Source organism: Enterobacter cloacae complex sp. P42RS, assembly GCF_014930595.1.
GTDB classification, from domain to species: domain Bacteria; phylum Pseudomonadota; class Gammaproteobacteria; order Enterobacterales; family Enterobacteriaceae; genus Enterobacter; species Enterobacter bugandensis.
The window spans coordinates 103,986-117,637 of record NZ_JADBRK010000002.1 but is presented as its reverse complement, the minus strand read 5'-3'; the positions used below and the strand labels follow the sequence as shown (position 1 = coordinate 117,637).

The following is a 13,652-nucleotide window of genomic DNA, read 5'->3' as shown; positions in this document are numbered from 1 at the left end:
CCCCTGTTCTCCGAAATCACCTTAATTTGTTTACAAGACGTTGATATTTCCCCTGCTGAAATAGCGGTATTCCAAAAGACTCAGGATTTATCATGTCTTCTATCGTCGATACACCTCTTCCAAACCTGACGCAGCCGACATCCGGCTGGCAGCTCTTCAAAAATCTGGCGTTCGGCAAGATCGCGCCCGGCCTTGCATGGCAGAACCCCGCCTATCGCCGTAAGTTCATGCTGCGTTCTCTGGCGACGCCCGTGAGCACGTCTCGCCTGTTAACAAACCTCGCTAAGCAGCCGCGTCTGATGCAGATGCTGCAGGTGCAGCCCGGTCTGCCGTGTCGGCTGCATCGTCCCTGGCTGACGGTGAAGATGGATCGCCAGCACGCGCTGGAATCCCTGAACTGGCACTATCAGGCCATGAGCCGCCAGCTCCCGGCCACGCTCCTGAAGGGCTATCTTTCGACGCAGGGGACTACGCTGCTGACCTTAACCGGGAAAGATGAACAGCAATTTACCGTCCGCCTGTGTGCCGATGCGTTTCTGGATAAAGAGGGAGAGGCCACCCTCACCTTCTGCGACGTTCAGAATACGGTGCTGGCGGAGCTAACCTTTACGCTCTGCCAGTTTGAAGGAAAATCTACGCTGTTCATCGGCGGTTTGCAGGGCGCGAAAGCGCATGTTCCCCATGAGCTGATCCAGAAAGCGACGAAGGCCTGCCACGGTCTGTTCCCGAAACGCCTGCTGGTTGAAGCCGCCATGACGTTCGGTGCCGCATTCCCGGTCGCGCAGATTGTTGCCGTCAGTAATGCCACCCATATTTATCGCAGCTGGCGCTACCGCAAGAAAAAAGAGGGAAAACTGCTGGCCGATTACGACGGCTTCTGGAGTTCCCTCGGTGGGGAAAAACAGGAGAGCGGCCACTTTATGCTGCCGCTTGCCATGCCGCGTAAACCCGTAGAAGAGATCGCGAGCAAAAAACGCGCCGAATACCGTCGCCGCTACGCGCTGCTGGATAGCCTGATTCAGCAGGTGAAACAGGCGACCGAACGTTAATCCGCCCTTCCGCGTGCCAGCCACAGCACGCGGGAGAACATTTTCCGCAGCAGGGTCGGAACCGCCTCTACGCCCCGCCTTCCCGCTTCCGTCGCCACTTCAATGGCTAAGTCCGGTTTCGACGAACGGTGAATAGCTTTGGCGATCACGCGCCGCATGTTCATCGGGACGTCGACCGGCACCATCGCAATGCGGTGGAATACGTCGTCAAAGCCCTGACGGTACATAAAATGCTCCATGTCCATCGCGGGCAGCATCGTTAAATGGTCCCGTTCTTCTTCCCGCTCGTTGTTCAGCAGGCTGCGCACGGTTGAGGCATATTTTTTCCCCGCTTCGTCGCCGTCCACCAGCACATGCCATTCAATTCCCATTCGCCGGGCAAATTTTATCAGCGGTTTTAATCCCGACTGGGCAAATTCGATCACCTTAATACCTTCGGCATCAAAATGGTGGCCGCACTGGCGCGCCAGTTCGTTGATGACCCAGGTCTCTGTTTCCCCCTCCACCAGCAGCCAGCAGCGGGCGAAGAGCGACGAGGCGCGATTAAAGCGTATATGAAACGCGATTCGCCGCCCGTCTTCGGCGTTCATCCCGCCGGGCCCGAGGCGGTACGCGGATACGCGGGAGGACTCGCGCACCAGACGGCAGATGTGCTCCACCGGCGTCAGCGATAGCAGCTCACCGGAGTTGGTGGTGGTAATCCGCTGGAGCGGCAGCAGATTCAGCAGGTGCCACGCCACGGAGAGCATGATGGGGTGCAGGCGCGTTTCCGGATCTTCCACCAGCAGCAGCGGGCGGGCATCCCGGTCAAGACGCACGGTGCCCTTCGCCTGCAGAAGCGTTGAAAACAGCCCCAGCAAAATCACCCGATGGGTACGCCCGCCGGGCCGGTCGATCATCCGGTTGATGATGTCGAGATAGCGCCAGCTGCGCTGTTCATCATGAGAACAGCGGCGCATCAAACGATGGCGCGACTCCGAGGTGCCCTGCTCGGAAAAATAGTGCTCCAGCAGTTGCACCATCGCCGACAGCCCCTGACGAATTTGACCATCGGTGAGGTTTTGCGGACGCGACACCAGCTCTCGCGCCAGGAAATCCAGCTCGCGGGCGGTGACTTCCACCTCCGGCATATTCGGTACGGTGCCGTTACGAATACGGCGCATAAAGCGCGCATCGCGCAGGCGTAACACCGGCATCAGGCGGATAAGGTGACGCGCCAGATCGTCGATATTCTCCAGCGGAATCGGGTTGGCTTTCTCATCGAGGAATTCACGCAGGGTCAGTACCCCCTCGTTTTCCGCCATTTCACCTTCCAGCCGATAGAAAATCCGGTGGAAACCGTCGTCGCAGGGCACCCAGCAGGGCGACAGCGGGCGGAAGCGACGCACGCGGTGACGGCCGGGTTCAGATTCACGGAACGTCAGGATGATATGCAGGTGCTTCTCGCGGCCCGCGATATCGCCGGGCGGGAACCAGAAATCATCGTGGACGAAGTGATACAGCTTGTCTTCGGGTGAAAGCAGCAGCGTCAGCGCATCCAGCAGGCTGGACTTACCCCACGCGTTCTCGCCGATCAGGACATTGTTCTGCTCCAGCTGCAGCGACAGGCGGTTAATACCGCGAAACCCGACAATTTCCACACGTTCGAGAAGCATAAATCCCCCGCGAAATGATCACTTTTTCCTTTAAGTTATCAGCAGTATAGCGGCAGGAACCCTGGCACGACAGCAGAACATTCACCCTTGCGGGATTTGAACTATGCTCTATTTACCGCTGATTTGAACAAGGATTAACATCACATTGCCTTAAATCAAATTAACCGAATTTATTTAAGTGGCGAAGGGATGTTGTTGGTTTTTAAAATACGGGCTCTTTGAGTCGTCATCCCTTTATGGCGATATATCCCGCGCGCGGGAAAACGCGTGGAAAATTATTTTGAGGTGGTTATGTTTAGAAAATTGGCAGCAGAATGCTTTGGTACATTCTGGCTGGTATTTGGTGGCTGCGGTAGCGCCGTTCTGGCAGCAGCATTCCCGGAATTAGGTATTGGTTTTGTCGGCGTCGCGCTGGCATTTGGCTTAACCGTATTAACCATGGCTTTCGCCGTGGGGCATATTTCCGGCGGTCATTTTAACCCGGCGGTGACATTAGGCTTATGGGCGGGCGGGCGTTTCCCGGCGAAAGAGGTTATTGGCTACATCGTGGCGCAGGTGGTTGGCGGTATTATTGCGGCGGGCGTGCTGTACGTCATTGCCAGCGGTAAAGCAGGCTTTGACGCGGCGGCCAGCGGCTTCGCCTCTAACGGCTTTGGCGAACACTCTCCGGGCGGTTATTCCATGCTTTCTGCCATTGTAATTGAAATTGTACTGACCGCAGGCTTCCTGCTGGTGATCCACGGTGCAACCGACAAACACGCGCCTGCAGGCTTCGCGCCTATCGCCATTGGTCTGGCGCTGACGCTGATCCACCTGATCTCCATTCCGGTGACCAACACCTCCGTTAACCCGGCGCGCAGCACCGCCGTCGCCATTTTCCAGGGCGGCTGGGCGCTTGAGCAGCTGTGGCTGTTCTGGGTGATGCCGATCGTCGGCGGTATTCTGGGCGGCGTGCTGTACCGCTCTCTGCTGGAAAAACGCGATTAATTAATTGCGGCCTGTAATGTCGGGTGGCGCTAACGCTTACCCGACCTACGTGAGTGTGCACTTTGTCGGCCGGGTAAGGCGTAGCCGCCGCCCGGCTTTCTTTGCCGCTTTACTGAGCAGCCTTTATTGGGTAGTGTCTCTGGCGCTTAACAGAAACTCAAAAGGACCGGCTGTTCATGTTTTCAGGACTCCTCATTATTCTGCTGCCCCTGATTGTGGGCTATCTTATTCCGCTGCGTCATGAATCGGCCTTAAAGCTTATTAACCGTTTTCTCAGCTGGATTGTTTACGTCATTCTGTTCTTTATGGGGATCAGCCTGGCCTTCCTGGATAATCTGGCGACAAATTTACTTTCCATCCTGCATTATTCTGCGGTCACCGTGGTGGTTATTTTGCTGTGCAATATTGCCGCCCTGCTGTGGCTGGAACGCACTATTCCGTGGAAAAATAATCACCACCAGGAAAAGCTTCCCTCCCGAATTGCAATGGCGCTGGAATCATTAAAGCTCTGCGGCGTCGTGGTGCTTGGATTTCTTCTGGGCCTTGCCGGATGGACATTTTTGCAGCACGCGACGGACGCCAGCGAATATACCCTGATCTTCCTGCTGTTCCTGATTGGTATTCAGCTGCGAAATAACGGCATGACGCTGAAACAGATTGTCCTGAACCGTCGGGGAATGATCGTTGCCGTTATGGTTGTCGTCAGCTCCATGGTCGCGGGCGTGATTAATGCCTTTATTCTCGATCTGCCGCTAAAAACCGGCCTGGCGATGGCCTCCGGGTTTGGCTGGTACTCCCTCTCCGGTATTCTGCTGACCGAATCCTTCGGCCCGGTGATCGGCAGCGCCGCCTTCTTTAACGATCTGGCGCGAGAGCTGATTGCCATCATGCTGATCCCGGGTCTGGTTCGCCGCAGCCGCTCGACGGCACTGGGCCTGTGCGGCGCCACGTCGATGGACTTTACCCTGCCGGTCCTCCAGCGTTCGGGCGGGCTGGAGATGGTGCCCGCAGCCATCGTTCACGGCTTTATTTTGAGCCTGCTGGTTCCCGTCCTGATGGCGTTTTTCTCTGCCTGATACCTCTGTGGCGGTAGGGCTCCTGCCGCCAAAATTGCGCTAAATCAATCTCCCTCTATTTTGTCGCAGAAAGCTCTTTTCACCGTTCTGGCACAGGCATACCCTTAAACATGTATATTAAATATAACTTTTACAGGTGTGATTATGTTTTGTGTGCAATGTGAACAAACCATCCGTACCCCGGCAGGCAACGGCTGCTCTTACGCGCAGGGTATGTGCGGTAAAACCGCAGAAACATCAGACCTGCAGGATCTGCTGATAGCCGCCCTGCATGGTCTTTCCGCCTGGGCCTTCAAAGCCCGTGAATACGGCATCGTCGACCATTACGTCGACAGCTTCGCGCCGCGCGCGTTTTTCTCCACGCTGACTAACGTCAACTTCGATTCTCCTCGCATCGTCGGCTATGCCCGCGAAGCGATTGCCCTGCGCGAAGCTTTGAAAGCGCAGTGCCTGAATGCCGATACCAGTGCCCGCGTGGACAACCCAATGGCGGAGCTTCAGCTGGTTAGCGAGGACCTCGGCGAGCTACAGCGCCAGGCCGCAGAATTTACCCCTAATAAGGACAAAGCGGCGATTGGCGAGAACATCCTCGGCCTGCGTCTGCTATGCCTGTACGGCCTGAAAGGTGCAGCGGCCTATATGGAACACGCGCACGTTCTCGGGAAGTCAGATAACGACATTTACGCCCAGTACCACAAAATTATGGCGTGGCTCGGCACCTGGCCTTCCGACATGAATGCCCTGCTCGAGTGCGCAATGGAAATCGGCCAGATGAACTTCAGGGTCATGAGCATTCTGGATGCCGGTGAAACCAGCACCTACGGTCATCCGACCCCGACGCAGGTCAACGTCAAAGCGACCGAAGGCAAATGCATCCTGATCTCCGGCCACGACCTGAAAGATCTCTACAACCTGCTGAAGCAGACCGAAGGCACCGGCGTTAACGTCTATACCCACGGCGAAATGCTGCCCGCCCACGGCTACCCGGAACTGCGCAAGTTCAAGCATCTGGTGGGTAACTACGGCAGCGGCTGGCAGAATCAGCAGGTAGAGTTCGCCCGCTTCCCTGGCCCTATCGTGATGACCTCCAACTGCATCATCGACCCTACAGTGGGCGCGTATGACGACCGCATCTGGACCCGCAGCATCGTCGGCTGGCCGGGCGTGAGCCACCTTGAAGGCGACGATTTCGGCCCGGTTATCGAGCAGGCGCAGCAGATGGCGGGCTTCCCTTACAGCGAAATCGAACATCTGATCACCGTCGGCTTCGGTCGCGAAACGCTGCTGGGTGCGGCAGATTCTCTGATTGACCTCGTCAGCCGTGAAAAGCTGCGCCACATCTTCCTCGTTGGCGGATGCGACGGCGCGCGCGGCGAGCGTAACTACTTCACCGATTTCGCCACCAGCGTGCCGGATGATTGCCTGATCCTGACCCTGGCGTGCGGTAAATACCGTTTCAACAAGCTGGACTTCGGCAACATCGAAGGCCTGCCGCGCCTGATTGATGCAGGCCAGTGCAACGATGCTTACTCGGCCATCATTCTGGCGGTCACGCTGGCAGAAAAACTCGGCTGCGGCGTCAACGACCTGCCCCTGTCCCTGGTGCTCTCCTGGTTTGAGCAGAAAGCGATTGTCATCCTGCTCACCCTGCTCTCTCTCGGCGTGACCAACATCGTAACCGGCCCGACGGCGCCAGGCTTCCTGACGCCGGACCTGCTGGCGGTGCTGAACGAGAAATTCGGTCTGCGTTCCGTGACCAACGTTGAAGATGATATGAAGCAACTGCTGAGCGCGTAAGGAGCGATTCATGACCATGCCAACCTCACAATGTCCGTGGCGGATGCAGGTTCATCACATCCATCAGGAGACGCCGGATGTGTGGACGCTGTCGCTGCTCTGCCACGACTACTATCCGTACCGTGCGGGCCAGTATGCGCTGGTCAGCGTTCGCAACTCGGCGGACACGCTTCGCGCCTATACGATCTCCTCCACGCCGGGCGTGAGCGAGTACATTACGCTCACTATCCGCCGCATTGATGACGGTGCAGGCTCTCAGTGGCTGACCCGTGACGTGAAGCGCGGAGATTACATCTGGCTGTCTGACGCGCAGGGGGATTTCACCTGTGACGACAAGGCAGACGATAAATTCCTGCTGCTGGCGGCGGGCTGTGGCGTAACGCCGATCATGTCGATGCGCCGCTGGCTGGCGAAGAACCGCCCCCAGGCCGACGTGCAGACAATCTTCAGCGTGCGCTCTCCGGAAGATGTGATTTTTGCCGATGAGTGGCGTGATTATCCGGTGACGCTGGTGGCGGAACACAACGCGACCCACTGTTTTGTGCCCGGTCGCCTGAGCCGCGAGCTGCTGCAAAGCGTGCCGGACATTGCGAACCGTACCGTGATGACCTGCGGCCCGGCGCCGTACATGGATATAGTGGAGAAAGAAGTTAGAGCGCTTGGCGTGACCCGCTTCTTCAAAGAGCAGTTCTTCACGCCGGTGGCGGAAGCGGCAACCAGCGGGATTCAGTTCACCAAACTGCAGCCCGCACAGACCTTCTTTGGCCGCGTGGGCACCACGCTCCTGGAAGCGCTGGAAAGCAACAAGGTGCCGGTAGTCGCGGCCTGCCGTGCGGGCGTGTGCGGCTGCTGTAAAACGAAAGTGGTTTCAGGGGAATATACCGTCACCAGCACCATGACGCTGTCCGACGCGGAAATTGCCGAGGGCTATGTGCTGGCATGTTCCTGTCATCCGCAGGGGGATCTGGTGCTGGCGTAATCCGCTGCGGTGCCCCCTTCTTTGCCGGGTGGCACTGCCTTTACCCAGCCTACTTTGTACAGGTTTGCTCTTCACAGGCCCGGTAAGCGCTAGCGCCACCGGGCTTTTGTTATCCTCACCGCCACGCTGGAGCTTTCCCTACCGCAAACCGCCCTGCCCCTAAAAACGCGACTGCCAGCGAGCCAATAAAGAAGTACACCAGGCTTTCAATCGCCCATGCCCCAACCTTATCGAGAGCGAACGTTTCACTCGTTCCCACCATCAGCCATGCCACGATCATCGTAAACGCCAGCACCAGCGCGGCCGGGCGCGTAAAGAGCCCGACAATAATCAGGATCGGTGCCACCACTTCGCCAATCAACACGCCGTAGGCAATAAATCCCGGCAGCCCTTTCTCTACCAGCATGCCGCTGATAAATCCCACGCCACCAAACAGCTTATGCAAACCGTGAAAAAGCATCAGCCCACCGACGGCAAGTCGTAACAAGAGTTTGCCGAGATCGTCGTACGATAGCTTTTCATTAACAGCAATTAACAATGATTTAACCATTTGAAATTATTCCTGTTTTCACTGAGACATCACCAGATTATGCCGAAGCGTGGCGCGTGAAAAGCACCTTTTAAATGGGGGGATTTGACGGGCAATACAGTGACTTTCTTCTAAGCTTGTAAGCGATATCACAAAAAGGAGACGGACAACCATGAAACAAACCGTGGCTGCATATATAGCGAAAACGCTCGAACAGGCTGGCGTAAAACGTATCTGGGGCGTGACCGGCGATTCCCTGAACGGGCTCAGCGACAGCCTGAACAAGATGAAAACCATCGAATGGATGCCGACCCGTCATGAGGAGGTCGCTGCCTTCGCCGCCGGTGCCGAAGCGCAGCTCACAGGAGAACTGGCCGTGTGTGCAGGCTCGTGCGGACCTGGCAACCTGCATCTGATCAACGGCCTGTTCGACTGTCACCGTAACCACGTGCCGGTGCTGGCGATTGCCGCCCATATCCCCTCTTCCGAAATCGGCAGCGGCTATTTTCAGGAGACGCATCCGCAGGAGCTGTTCCGTGAATGCAGCCACTACTGTGAGCTGGTTTCATCCCCGGAGCAGATCCCGCAGGTGCTGGCGATCGCCATGCGCAAAGCCGTACTAAACCGTGGCGTTTCCGTGGTCGTTATCCCGGGAGACGTGGCGCTTAAGGCTGCACCTGAAGGGGCCAGCACCCACTGGTATCACGCCCCGCAGCCGGTGGTAACGCCAGCCGAAGAGGAGCTGAAAAAGCTGGCGCAGCTGCTGCGCTACTCCAGCAATATCGCCCTGATGTGCGGCAGCGGCTGTGCGGGCGCGCATAAAGAGCTGCTGGAATTTGCCGGTAAGCTCAAAGCGCCCATCGTCCACGCCCTGCGCGGCAAAGAGCACGTCGAATACGATAACCCGTACGATGTGGGCATGACCGGGCTGATCGGTTTTTCTTCCGGCTTCCACACCATGATGAACGCCGACACGCTGATCCTGCTCGGCACCCAGTTCCCGTACCGCGCGTTCTACCCGACGGATGCCAAAATCATTCAGATTGATATCAACCCGGCCAGCATCGGCGCGCACAGCAAGGTCGATATGGCGCTGGTGGGCGACATCAAATCCACCCTTGCCGCCCTGCTGCCGCTGCTGGAAGAGAAAACCGACCGCAAATTCCTCGATAAAGCGTTGAGCGACTACCGCGACGCGCGCAAGGGGCTGGACGACCTCGCCAAACCGAGCGACAAAGCCATCCACCCGCAGTATCTGGCGCAGCAGATCAGCCATTTTGCGGACGACGACGCTATTTTTACCTGCGACGTCGGCACGCCAACCGTCTGGGCGGCGCGCTACCTGAAGATGAACGGCAAACGTCGCCTGCTCGGCTCGTTCAACCACGGCTCGATGGCCAACGCCATGCCGCAGGCGCTGGGGGCAAAAGCGACGGCACCGGAGCGTCAGGTCGTGGCGATGTGCGGCGACGGCGGGTTCAGCATGCTGATGGGGGATTTCCTGTCGGTGGTGCAGATGAAGCTTCCGCTGAAAATCGTGGTCTTTAACAACAGCGTGCTGGGCTTCGTGGCGATGGAGATGAAGGCCGGAGGCTATCTCACGGATGGCACCGAGCTGCACGACACCAACTTTGCCCGCATCGCCGAAGCGTGCGGCATCACCGGCATCCGCGTCGAGAAAGCCTCCGAGGTGGATGAAGCCCTGCAGCGCGCCTTCTCTATCGACGGTCCGGTACTGGTTGACGTCGTCGTCGCCAAAGAAGAGCTGGCGATCCCGCCGCAGATCAAGCTGGAACAGGCCAAAGGTTTTAGCCTCTACATGCTGCGCGCCATCATCAGCGGGCGCGGTGACGAAGTGATCGAACTGGCAAAAACCAACTGGCTCAGGTAAAACGTTTCGCATGACCTCTTAAAATAAAGGGATGTGAAATGATTGATTTGCGTAGTGATACCGTTACCCGCCCGAGCCGCGCCATGCTCGAAGAGATGATGGCCGCCCCGGTCGGGGACGACGTCTACGGCGATGACCCGACGGTCAACGAACTGCAGCGCTATGCGGCAGAGCTGAGCGGCAAGGAGGCCGCGCTGTTCCTGCCGACCGGCACGCAGGCTAACCTGGTGGCGCTGCTCAGCCACTGCGAGCGCGGCGAAGAGTATATCGTCGGCCAGGGTGCGCATAACTACCTGTACGAAGCTGGCGGTGCGGCGGTGCTTGGCAGCATCCAGCCGCAGCCGATTGACGCCGCGCCGGACGGCTCCCTGCCGCTGGATAAAGTCGCGGCAAAAATCAAAGCTGACGATATTCACTTCGCCCGCACCCGGCTGCTCAGCCTCGAAAACACCCACAACGGTAAAGTGCTGCCGCGCGAATATCTGAAAGCGGCGTGGGAATTCACTCGCGAGCGCAGGCTCGGCCTGCACGTCGATGGCGCGCGTATCTTTAACGCCGTGGTGGAGTACGGCTGCGAGCTGAAGGACATCACCCAATATTGCGACTCGTTCACCATTTGCCTCTCGAAAGGGCTGGGCACGCCGGTGGGTTCGCTGCTGGTCGGCAGCACAGACTACATCAAGCGCGCCAACCGCTGGCGTAAAATGACCGGCGGCGGCATGCGTCAGGCGGGTATTCTGGCGGCTGCCGGACTGTACGCGTTAAAAAATAACGTGGCGCGCCTCAAGGACGATCATGACAACGCCGCGTGGATGGCAACGCAGCTGCGCGAGATCGGCGCGGACGTGATGCGTCACGACACCAACATGCTTTTTGTGCGCGTGGGCGACGAACACGCCGCTGCGCTGGGTGAATTTATGAAAGCGCGTGGCGTGCTGATCAACGCCTCCCCGGTCGTGCGCCTGGTGATGCATCTCGACGTGAGCCGCGAACAGCTGGCCGACGTGGTAAAACACTGGCAGGCGTTTTTACAGCGTTAAGGAGCATCACGTGCCGCAACGTATTCTGGTGCTTGGCGCCAGCGGATATATCGGTCAGCACCTCACTACTGCATTAAGCCAGCAGGGGCATCAGGTGCAGGCAGCGGCACGCAATACCGAGCGCCTGCAAAAGCTTGGTTTGCCTGGCGTGACCTGTCACAACGTCGATCTCAACTGGCCGAAGGAACTCCCCGCGCTGCTGGAAGGGGTCGACACGCTTTACTACCTGGTCCACAGCATGGGCGAAGGCGGGGATTTTATCGCCCACGAGCGTCAGGTGGCGATGAACGTCCGCGATGCCCTGCTGCAAACGCCGGTGAAGCAGGTGATTTTTTTAAGCTCGCTCCAGGCACCCGAACACGAGCAGTCCGACCATCTGCGCGCCCGCCAGCTGACGGCAGACACGCTGCGCGGGGCGAATATTCCCGTCACCGAACTGCGCGCCGGGATCATCGTCGGCGCGGGTTCCGCTGCCTTCGAAGTAATGCGCGATATGGTCTACAACCTGCCGGTGCTGACCCCGCCGCGCTGGGTGCGCTCGCGCACCACGCCGATTGCGCTGGAGAATTTGCTCCACTATCTGGTGGCCCTGCTGGATCACCCGGCAGAGCAACACCGCGTGCTGGAGGCGGCAGGCCCTGAAGTGCTGAGCTATCAGGAGCAGTTCGAACATTTCATGCGCGTCAGCGGACGCCGCCGCTGGCTGATCCCCATCCCCTTCCCGACCCGCTGGATTTCAGTGTGGTTTTTGAATGTGATCACCTCGGTTCCCCCGACGACTGCCAAAGCACTGATCCAGGGGCTAAAGCACGATTTGCTGGCGGACGATCGCGCGCTGCGCGCATTGATCCCCCAGGCGTTGATCCGCTTTGACGACGCGGTGCGCCATACGCTGAAAGAAGAAGAGAAGCTGGTGAACTCCAGCGACTGGGGCTACGACGCGCAGGCCTTTGCCCGCTGGCGCCCCGAGTACGGCTATTACCCGAAGCAGGCGGGCTGCACGGTAAAAACCTCTGCCAGCCTTCACGCGCTGTGGGAGGTGGTGAACCAGATCGGCGGCAAAGAGCGCTATTTCTTCGGCAATATCCTCTGGCAGACGCGCGGTGCGATGGATCTGCTGGTGGGCCACCGGCTGGCGAAAGGCCGCCCGGCGCATCCGTATCTTGCGCCAGGCGATGCGGTCGACAGCTGGAAGGTGATCGTCGTCGAGCCGGAAAAACAGCTGGCGCTACTGTTCGGCATGAAGGCGCCGGGGCTGGGGCGGCTCTGCTTTACGCTCAAGGACAAAGGCGATCATCGGGAACTGGACGTTCGCGCCTGGTGGCACCCACACGGGATGCCGGGTCTGTTCTACTGGCTGTTTATGATCCCCGCCCATCTGTTTATCTTCCGGGGAATGGCAAAACGCATTGCGCAACTGGCAGAACAAAAGACGAAAATAAGTTAATAAAACCCTCTTTCTTTCACCTTTCCCATTGCAACACATCGTAATTCACGAAAGAATGCGCACGAAATTCTTTTCAACACAGTGGATTGATATGAAGGTACTGGTTACCGGGGCGACCAGCGGCTTAGGCCGAAATGCGGTCGAATTTCTGCGCAACAAGGGCATCAGCGTCAGGGCCACCGGTCGCAACGAAGCGATGGGGAAACTGCTGCAAAAAATGGGCGCGGAGTTCGTCCATGCCGACCTGACGGAGCTGGTCTCCTCGCAGGCGAAGGTGATGCTCGCCGGTATCGACACGCTGTGGCACTGCTCCAGTTTTACCTCCCCGTGGGGAACCCAGGAAGCCTTCGATCTCGCCAACGTGCGCGCCACGCGTCGTCTGGGCGAATGGGCCGTAGCCTGGGGCGTGCGTAACTTTATCCATATCTCGTCACCGTCACTCTATTTCGACTACCACCACCATCGTGACGTGCAGGAAGATTTCCGCCCTGCTCGCTTTGCCTGCGAGTTTGCCCGCAGCAAGGCGGCCAGCGAAGAGGTCATCGACCTGCTGGCGCAGTCAAACCCGCATACCCGTTTTACCGTCCTGCGCCCGCAGAGCCTCTTCGGACCGCACGACAAAGTGTTTATTCCGCGTCTGGCGCAGATGATGCACCACTACGGCAGCGTGCTGCTGCCGCGCGGCGGCGATGCGCTGGTGGACATGACCTATTACGAAAATGCCGTCCACGCCATGTGGCTGGCAAGCCAGCCGGACTGCGATAAGCTTATCTCCGGTCGCGCCTATAACATCACCAACGGTGAACCGTGCACGTTGCGCAGCATTGTGCAGCGGCTGATTGATGAACTGCAGATCGACTGCCGTATCCGTTCCGTGCCCTACCCGATGCTGGACATGATCGCCCGCAGCATGGAGCGTTTTGGCAGTAAATCCGCCAAAGAGCCCGCGCTGACGCACTACGGCGTATCGAAGCTTAACTTTGATTTTACGCTGGATATCACGCGCGCGGAGACTGAGCTGGGATATAAGCCGATTGTGACGCTGGATGAAGGCATTGTGCGCACGGCGGCGTGGTTACGGGATCACGGGAAGTTGCACCGCTAGCCTTTTTGCCCGGTGGCGGCTTCGCCTTACCGGGCCTACATCTCCTCGCCCCTCCGGGGAGAGGGGAAAGTGCAGATACTAAAACGGCAACCTTTCG

11 protein-coding genes are annotated in these 13,652 nt (G+C 58.3%); 9 read left to right on the top strand and 2 right to left on the bottom strand.

Going from position 1 to position 13,652, the window contains the following annotated elements:
- Positions 1-92 precede the first annotated feature (92 nt).
- Positions 93-1,049 carry a VirK/YbjX family protein gene (locus IM314_RS03890; protein ID WP_045630014.1) on the top strand — a complete coding sequence of 319 codons (957 nt, stop codon included), beginning with the start codon at positions 93-95 and terminating at the stop codon, positions 1,047-1,049.
- On the opposite strand, the gene IM314_RS03885 is transcribed toward IM314_RS03890, so the two are convergent.
- A complete protein-coding gene (locus IM314_RS03885) occupies positions 1,046-2,704 on the bottom strand; it encodes an ATP-dependent endonuclease (RefSeq protein WP_193358648.1) in 1,659 nt (552 codons plus the stop codon). The two genes, IM314_RS03890 and IM314_RS03885, sit on opposite strands and share 4 nt — an antisense overlap.
- 291 nt (positions 2,705-2,995) lie before the next feature.
- Between IM314_RS03885 and aqpZ the strand changes: the two genes are divergently transcribed.
- The 4 genes from aqpZ (at position 2,996) to hcr (ending at position 7,543) form a co-directional block, all read left to right on the top strand.
- On the top strand, positions 2,996-3,691 hold the full coding sequence (gene aqpZ / locus IM314_RS03880) for an aquaporin Z (protein ID WP_041912036.1): 696 nt from the start codon (positions 2,996-2,998) through the stop codon (positions 3,689-3,691).
- A gap of 176 nt (positions 3,692-3,867) precedes the next feature.
- A complete protein-coding gene (locus IM314_RS03875) occupies positions 3,868-4,767 on the top strand; it encodes a lysine exporter LysO family protein (protein WP_041910644.1) in 900 nt (299 codons plus the stop codon).
- 144 nt (positions 4,768-4,911) lie between these two features.
- A complete protein-coding gene (gene hcp, locus IM314_RS03870; protein ID WP_193358647.1) occupies positions 4,912-6,564 on the top strand; it encodes a hydroxylamine reductase in 1,653 nt (550 codons plus the stop codon).
- Positions 6,565-6,574: 10 nt separating this feature from the next.
- Positions 6,575-7,543: an NADH oxidoreductase gene (gene hcr / locus IM314_RS03865; RefSeq protein WP_193358646.1), complete on the top strand. Its 969-nt coding sequence runs from the start codon at positions 6,575-6,577 to the stop codon at positions 7,541-7,543.
- A gap of 115 nt (positions 7,544-7,658) precedes the next feature.
- Here hcr and IM314_RS03860 read toward each other — a convergent pair whose 3' ends face one another.
- A complete protein-coding gene (locus IM314_RS03860) occupies positions 7,659-8,093 on the bottom strand; it encodes a DoxX family protein (protein WP_041910647.1) in 435 nt (144 codons plus the stop codon).
- Between the two features lie 151 nt (positions 8,094-8,244).
- Between IM314_RS03860 and poxB the strand changes: the two genes are divergently transcribed.
- The 4 genes from poxB (at position 8,245) to IM314_RS03840 (ending at position 13,555) form a co-directional block, all read left to right on the top strand.
- Complete coding sequence (gene poxB, locus IM314_RS03855; RefSeq protein ID WP_041910648.1) at positions 8,245-9,963, top strand: ubiquinone-dependent pyruvate dehydrogenase; 1,719 nt, start codon at positions 8,245-8,247, stop codon at positions 9,961-9,963.
- A 38-nt stretch (positions 9,964-10,001) separates the two neighbouring features.
- Positions 10,002-11,003: a low-specificity L-threonine aldolase gene (gene ltaE / locus IM314_RS03850; protein ID WP_193358645.1), complete on the top strand. Its 1,002-nt coding sequence runs from the start codon at positions 10,002-10,004 to the stop codon at positions 11,001-11,003.
- A gap of 10 nt (positions 11,004-11,013) precedes the next feature.
- Entirely contained in the window at positions 11,014-12,450 is a 1,437-nt protein-coding gene (locus IM314_RS03845; protein ID WP_193358644.1) for an SDR family oxidoreductase, read from the top strand.
- 91 nt (positions 12,451-12,541) lie between these two features.
- Positions 12,542-13,555 (top strand): NAD(P)-dependent oxidoreductase, encoded by a 1,014-nt coding sequence (locus IM314_RS03840; protein WP_028012536.1) that lies wholly within the window; start codon positions 12,542-12,544, stop codon positions 13,553-13,555.
- Positions 13,556-13,652: the final 97 nt, after the last annotated feature.

Excerpts from the sequence above, each read along its gene's own strand:
- poxB (WP_041910648.1), top strand. The coding sequence starts at position 8,245 with ATGAAACAAACCGTGGCTGCATATATAGCGAAAACGCTCGAACAGGCT.
- IM314_RS03885 (WP_193358648.1), bottom strand. The coding sequence starts at position 2,704 with ATGCTTCTCGAACGTGTGGAAATTGTCGGGTTTCGCGGTATTAACCGC.
- IM314_RS03890 (WP_045630014.1), top strand. The coding sequence starts at position 93 with ATGTCTTCTATCGTCGATACACCTCTTCCAAACCTGACGCAGCCGACA.
- ltaE (WP_193358645.1), top strand. The coding sequence starts at position 10,002 with ATGATTGATTTGCGTAGTGATACCGTTACCCGCCCGAGCCGCGCCATG.
- hcr (WP_193358646.1), top strand. The coding sequence starts at position 6,575 with ATGACCATGCCAACCTCACAATGTCCGTGGCGGATGCAGGTTCATCAC.
- hcp (WP_193358647.1), top strand. The coding sequence starts at position 4,912 with ATGTTTTGTGTGCAATGTGAACAAACCATCCGTACCCCGGCAGGCAAC.
- IM314_RS03840 (WP_028012536.1), top strand. The coding sequence starts at position 12,542 with ATGAAGGTACTGGTTACCGGGGCGACCAGCGGCTTAGGCCGAAATGCG.
- aqpZ (WP_041912036.1), top strand. The coding sequence starts at position 2,996 with ATGTTTAGAAAATTGGCAGCAGAATGCTTTGGTACATTCTGGCTGGTA.
- IM314_RS03875 (WP_041910644.1), top strand. The coding sequence starts at position 3,868 with ATGTTTTCAGGACTCCTCATTATTCTGCTGCCCCTGATTGTGGGCTAT.
- IM314_RS03860 (WP_041910647.1), bottom strand. The coding sequence starts at position 8,093 with ATGGTTAAATCATTGTTAATTGCTGTTAATGAAAAGCTATCGTACGAC.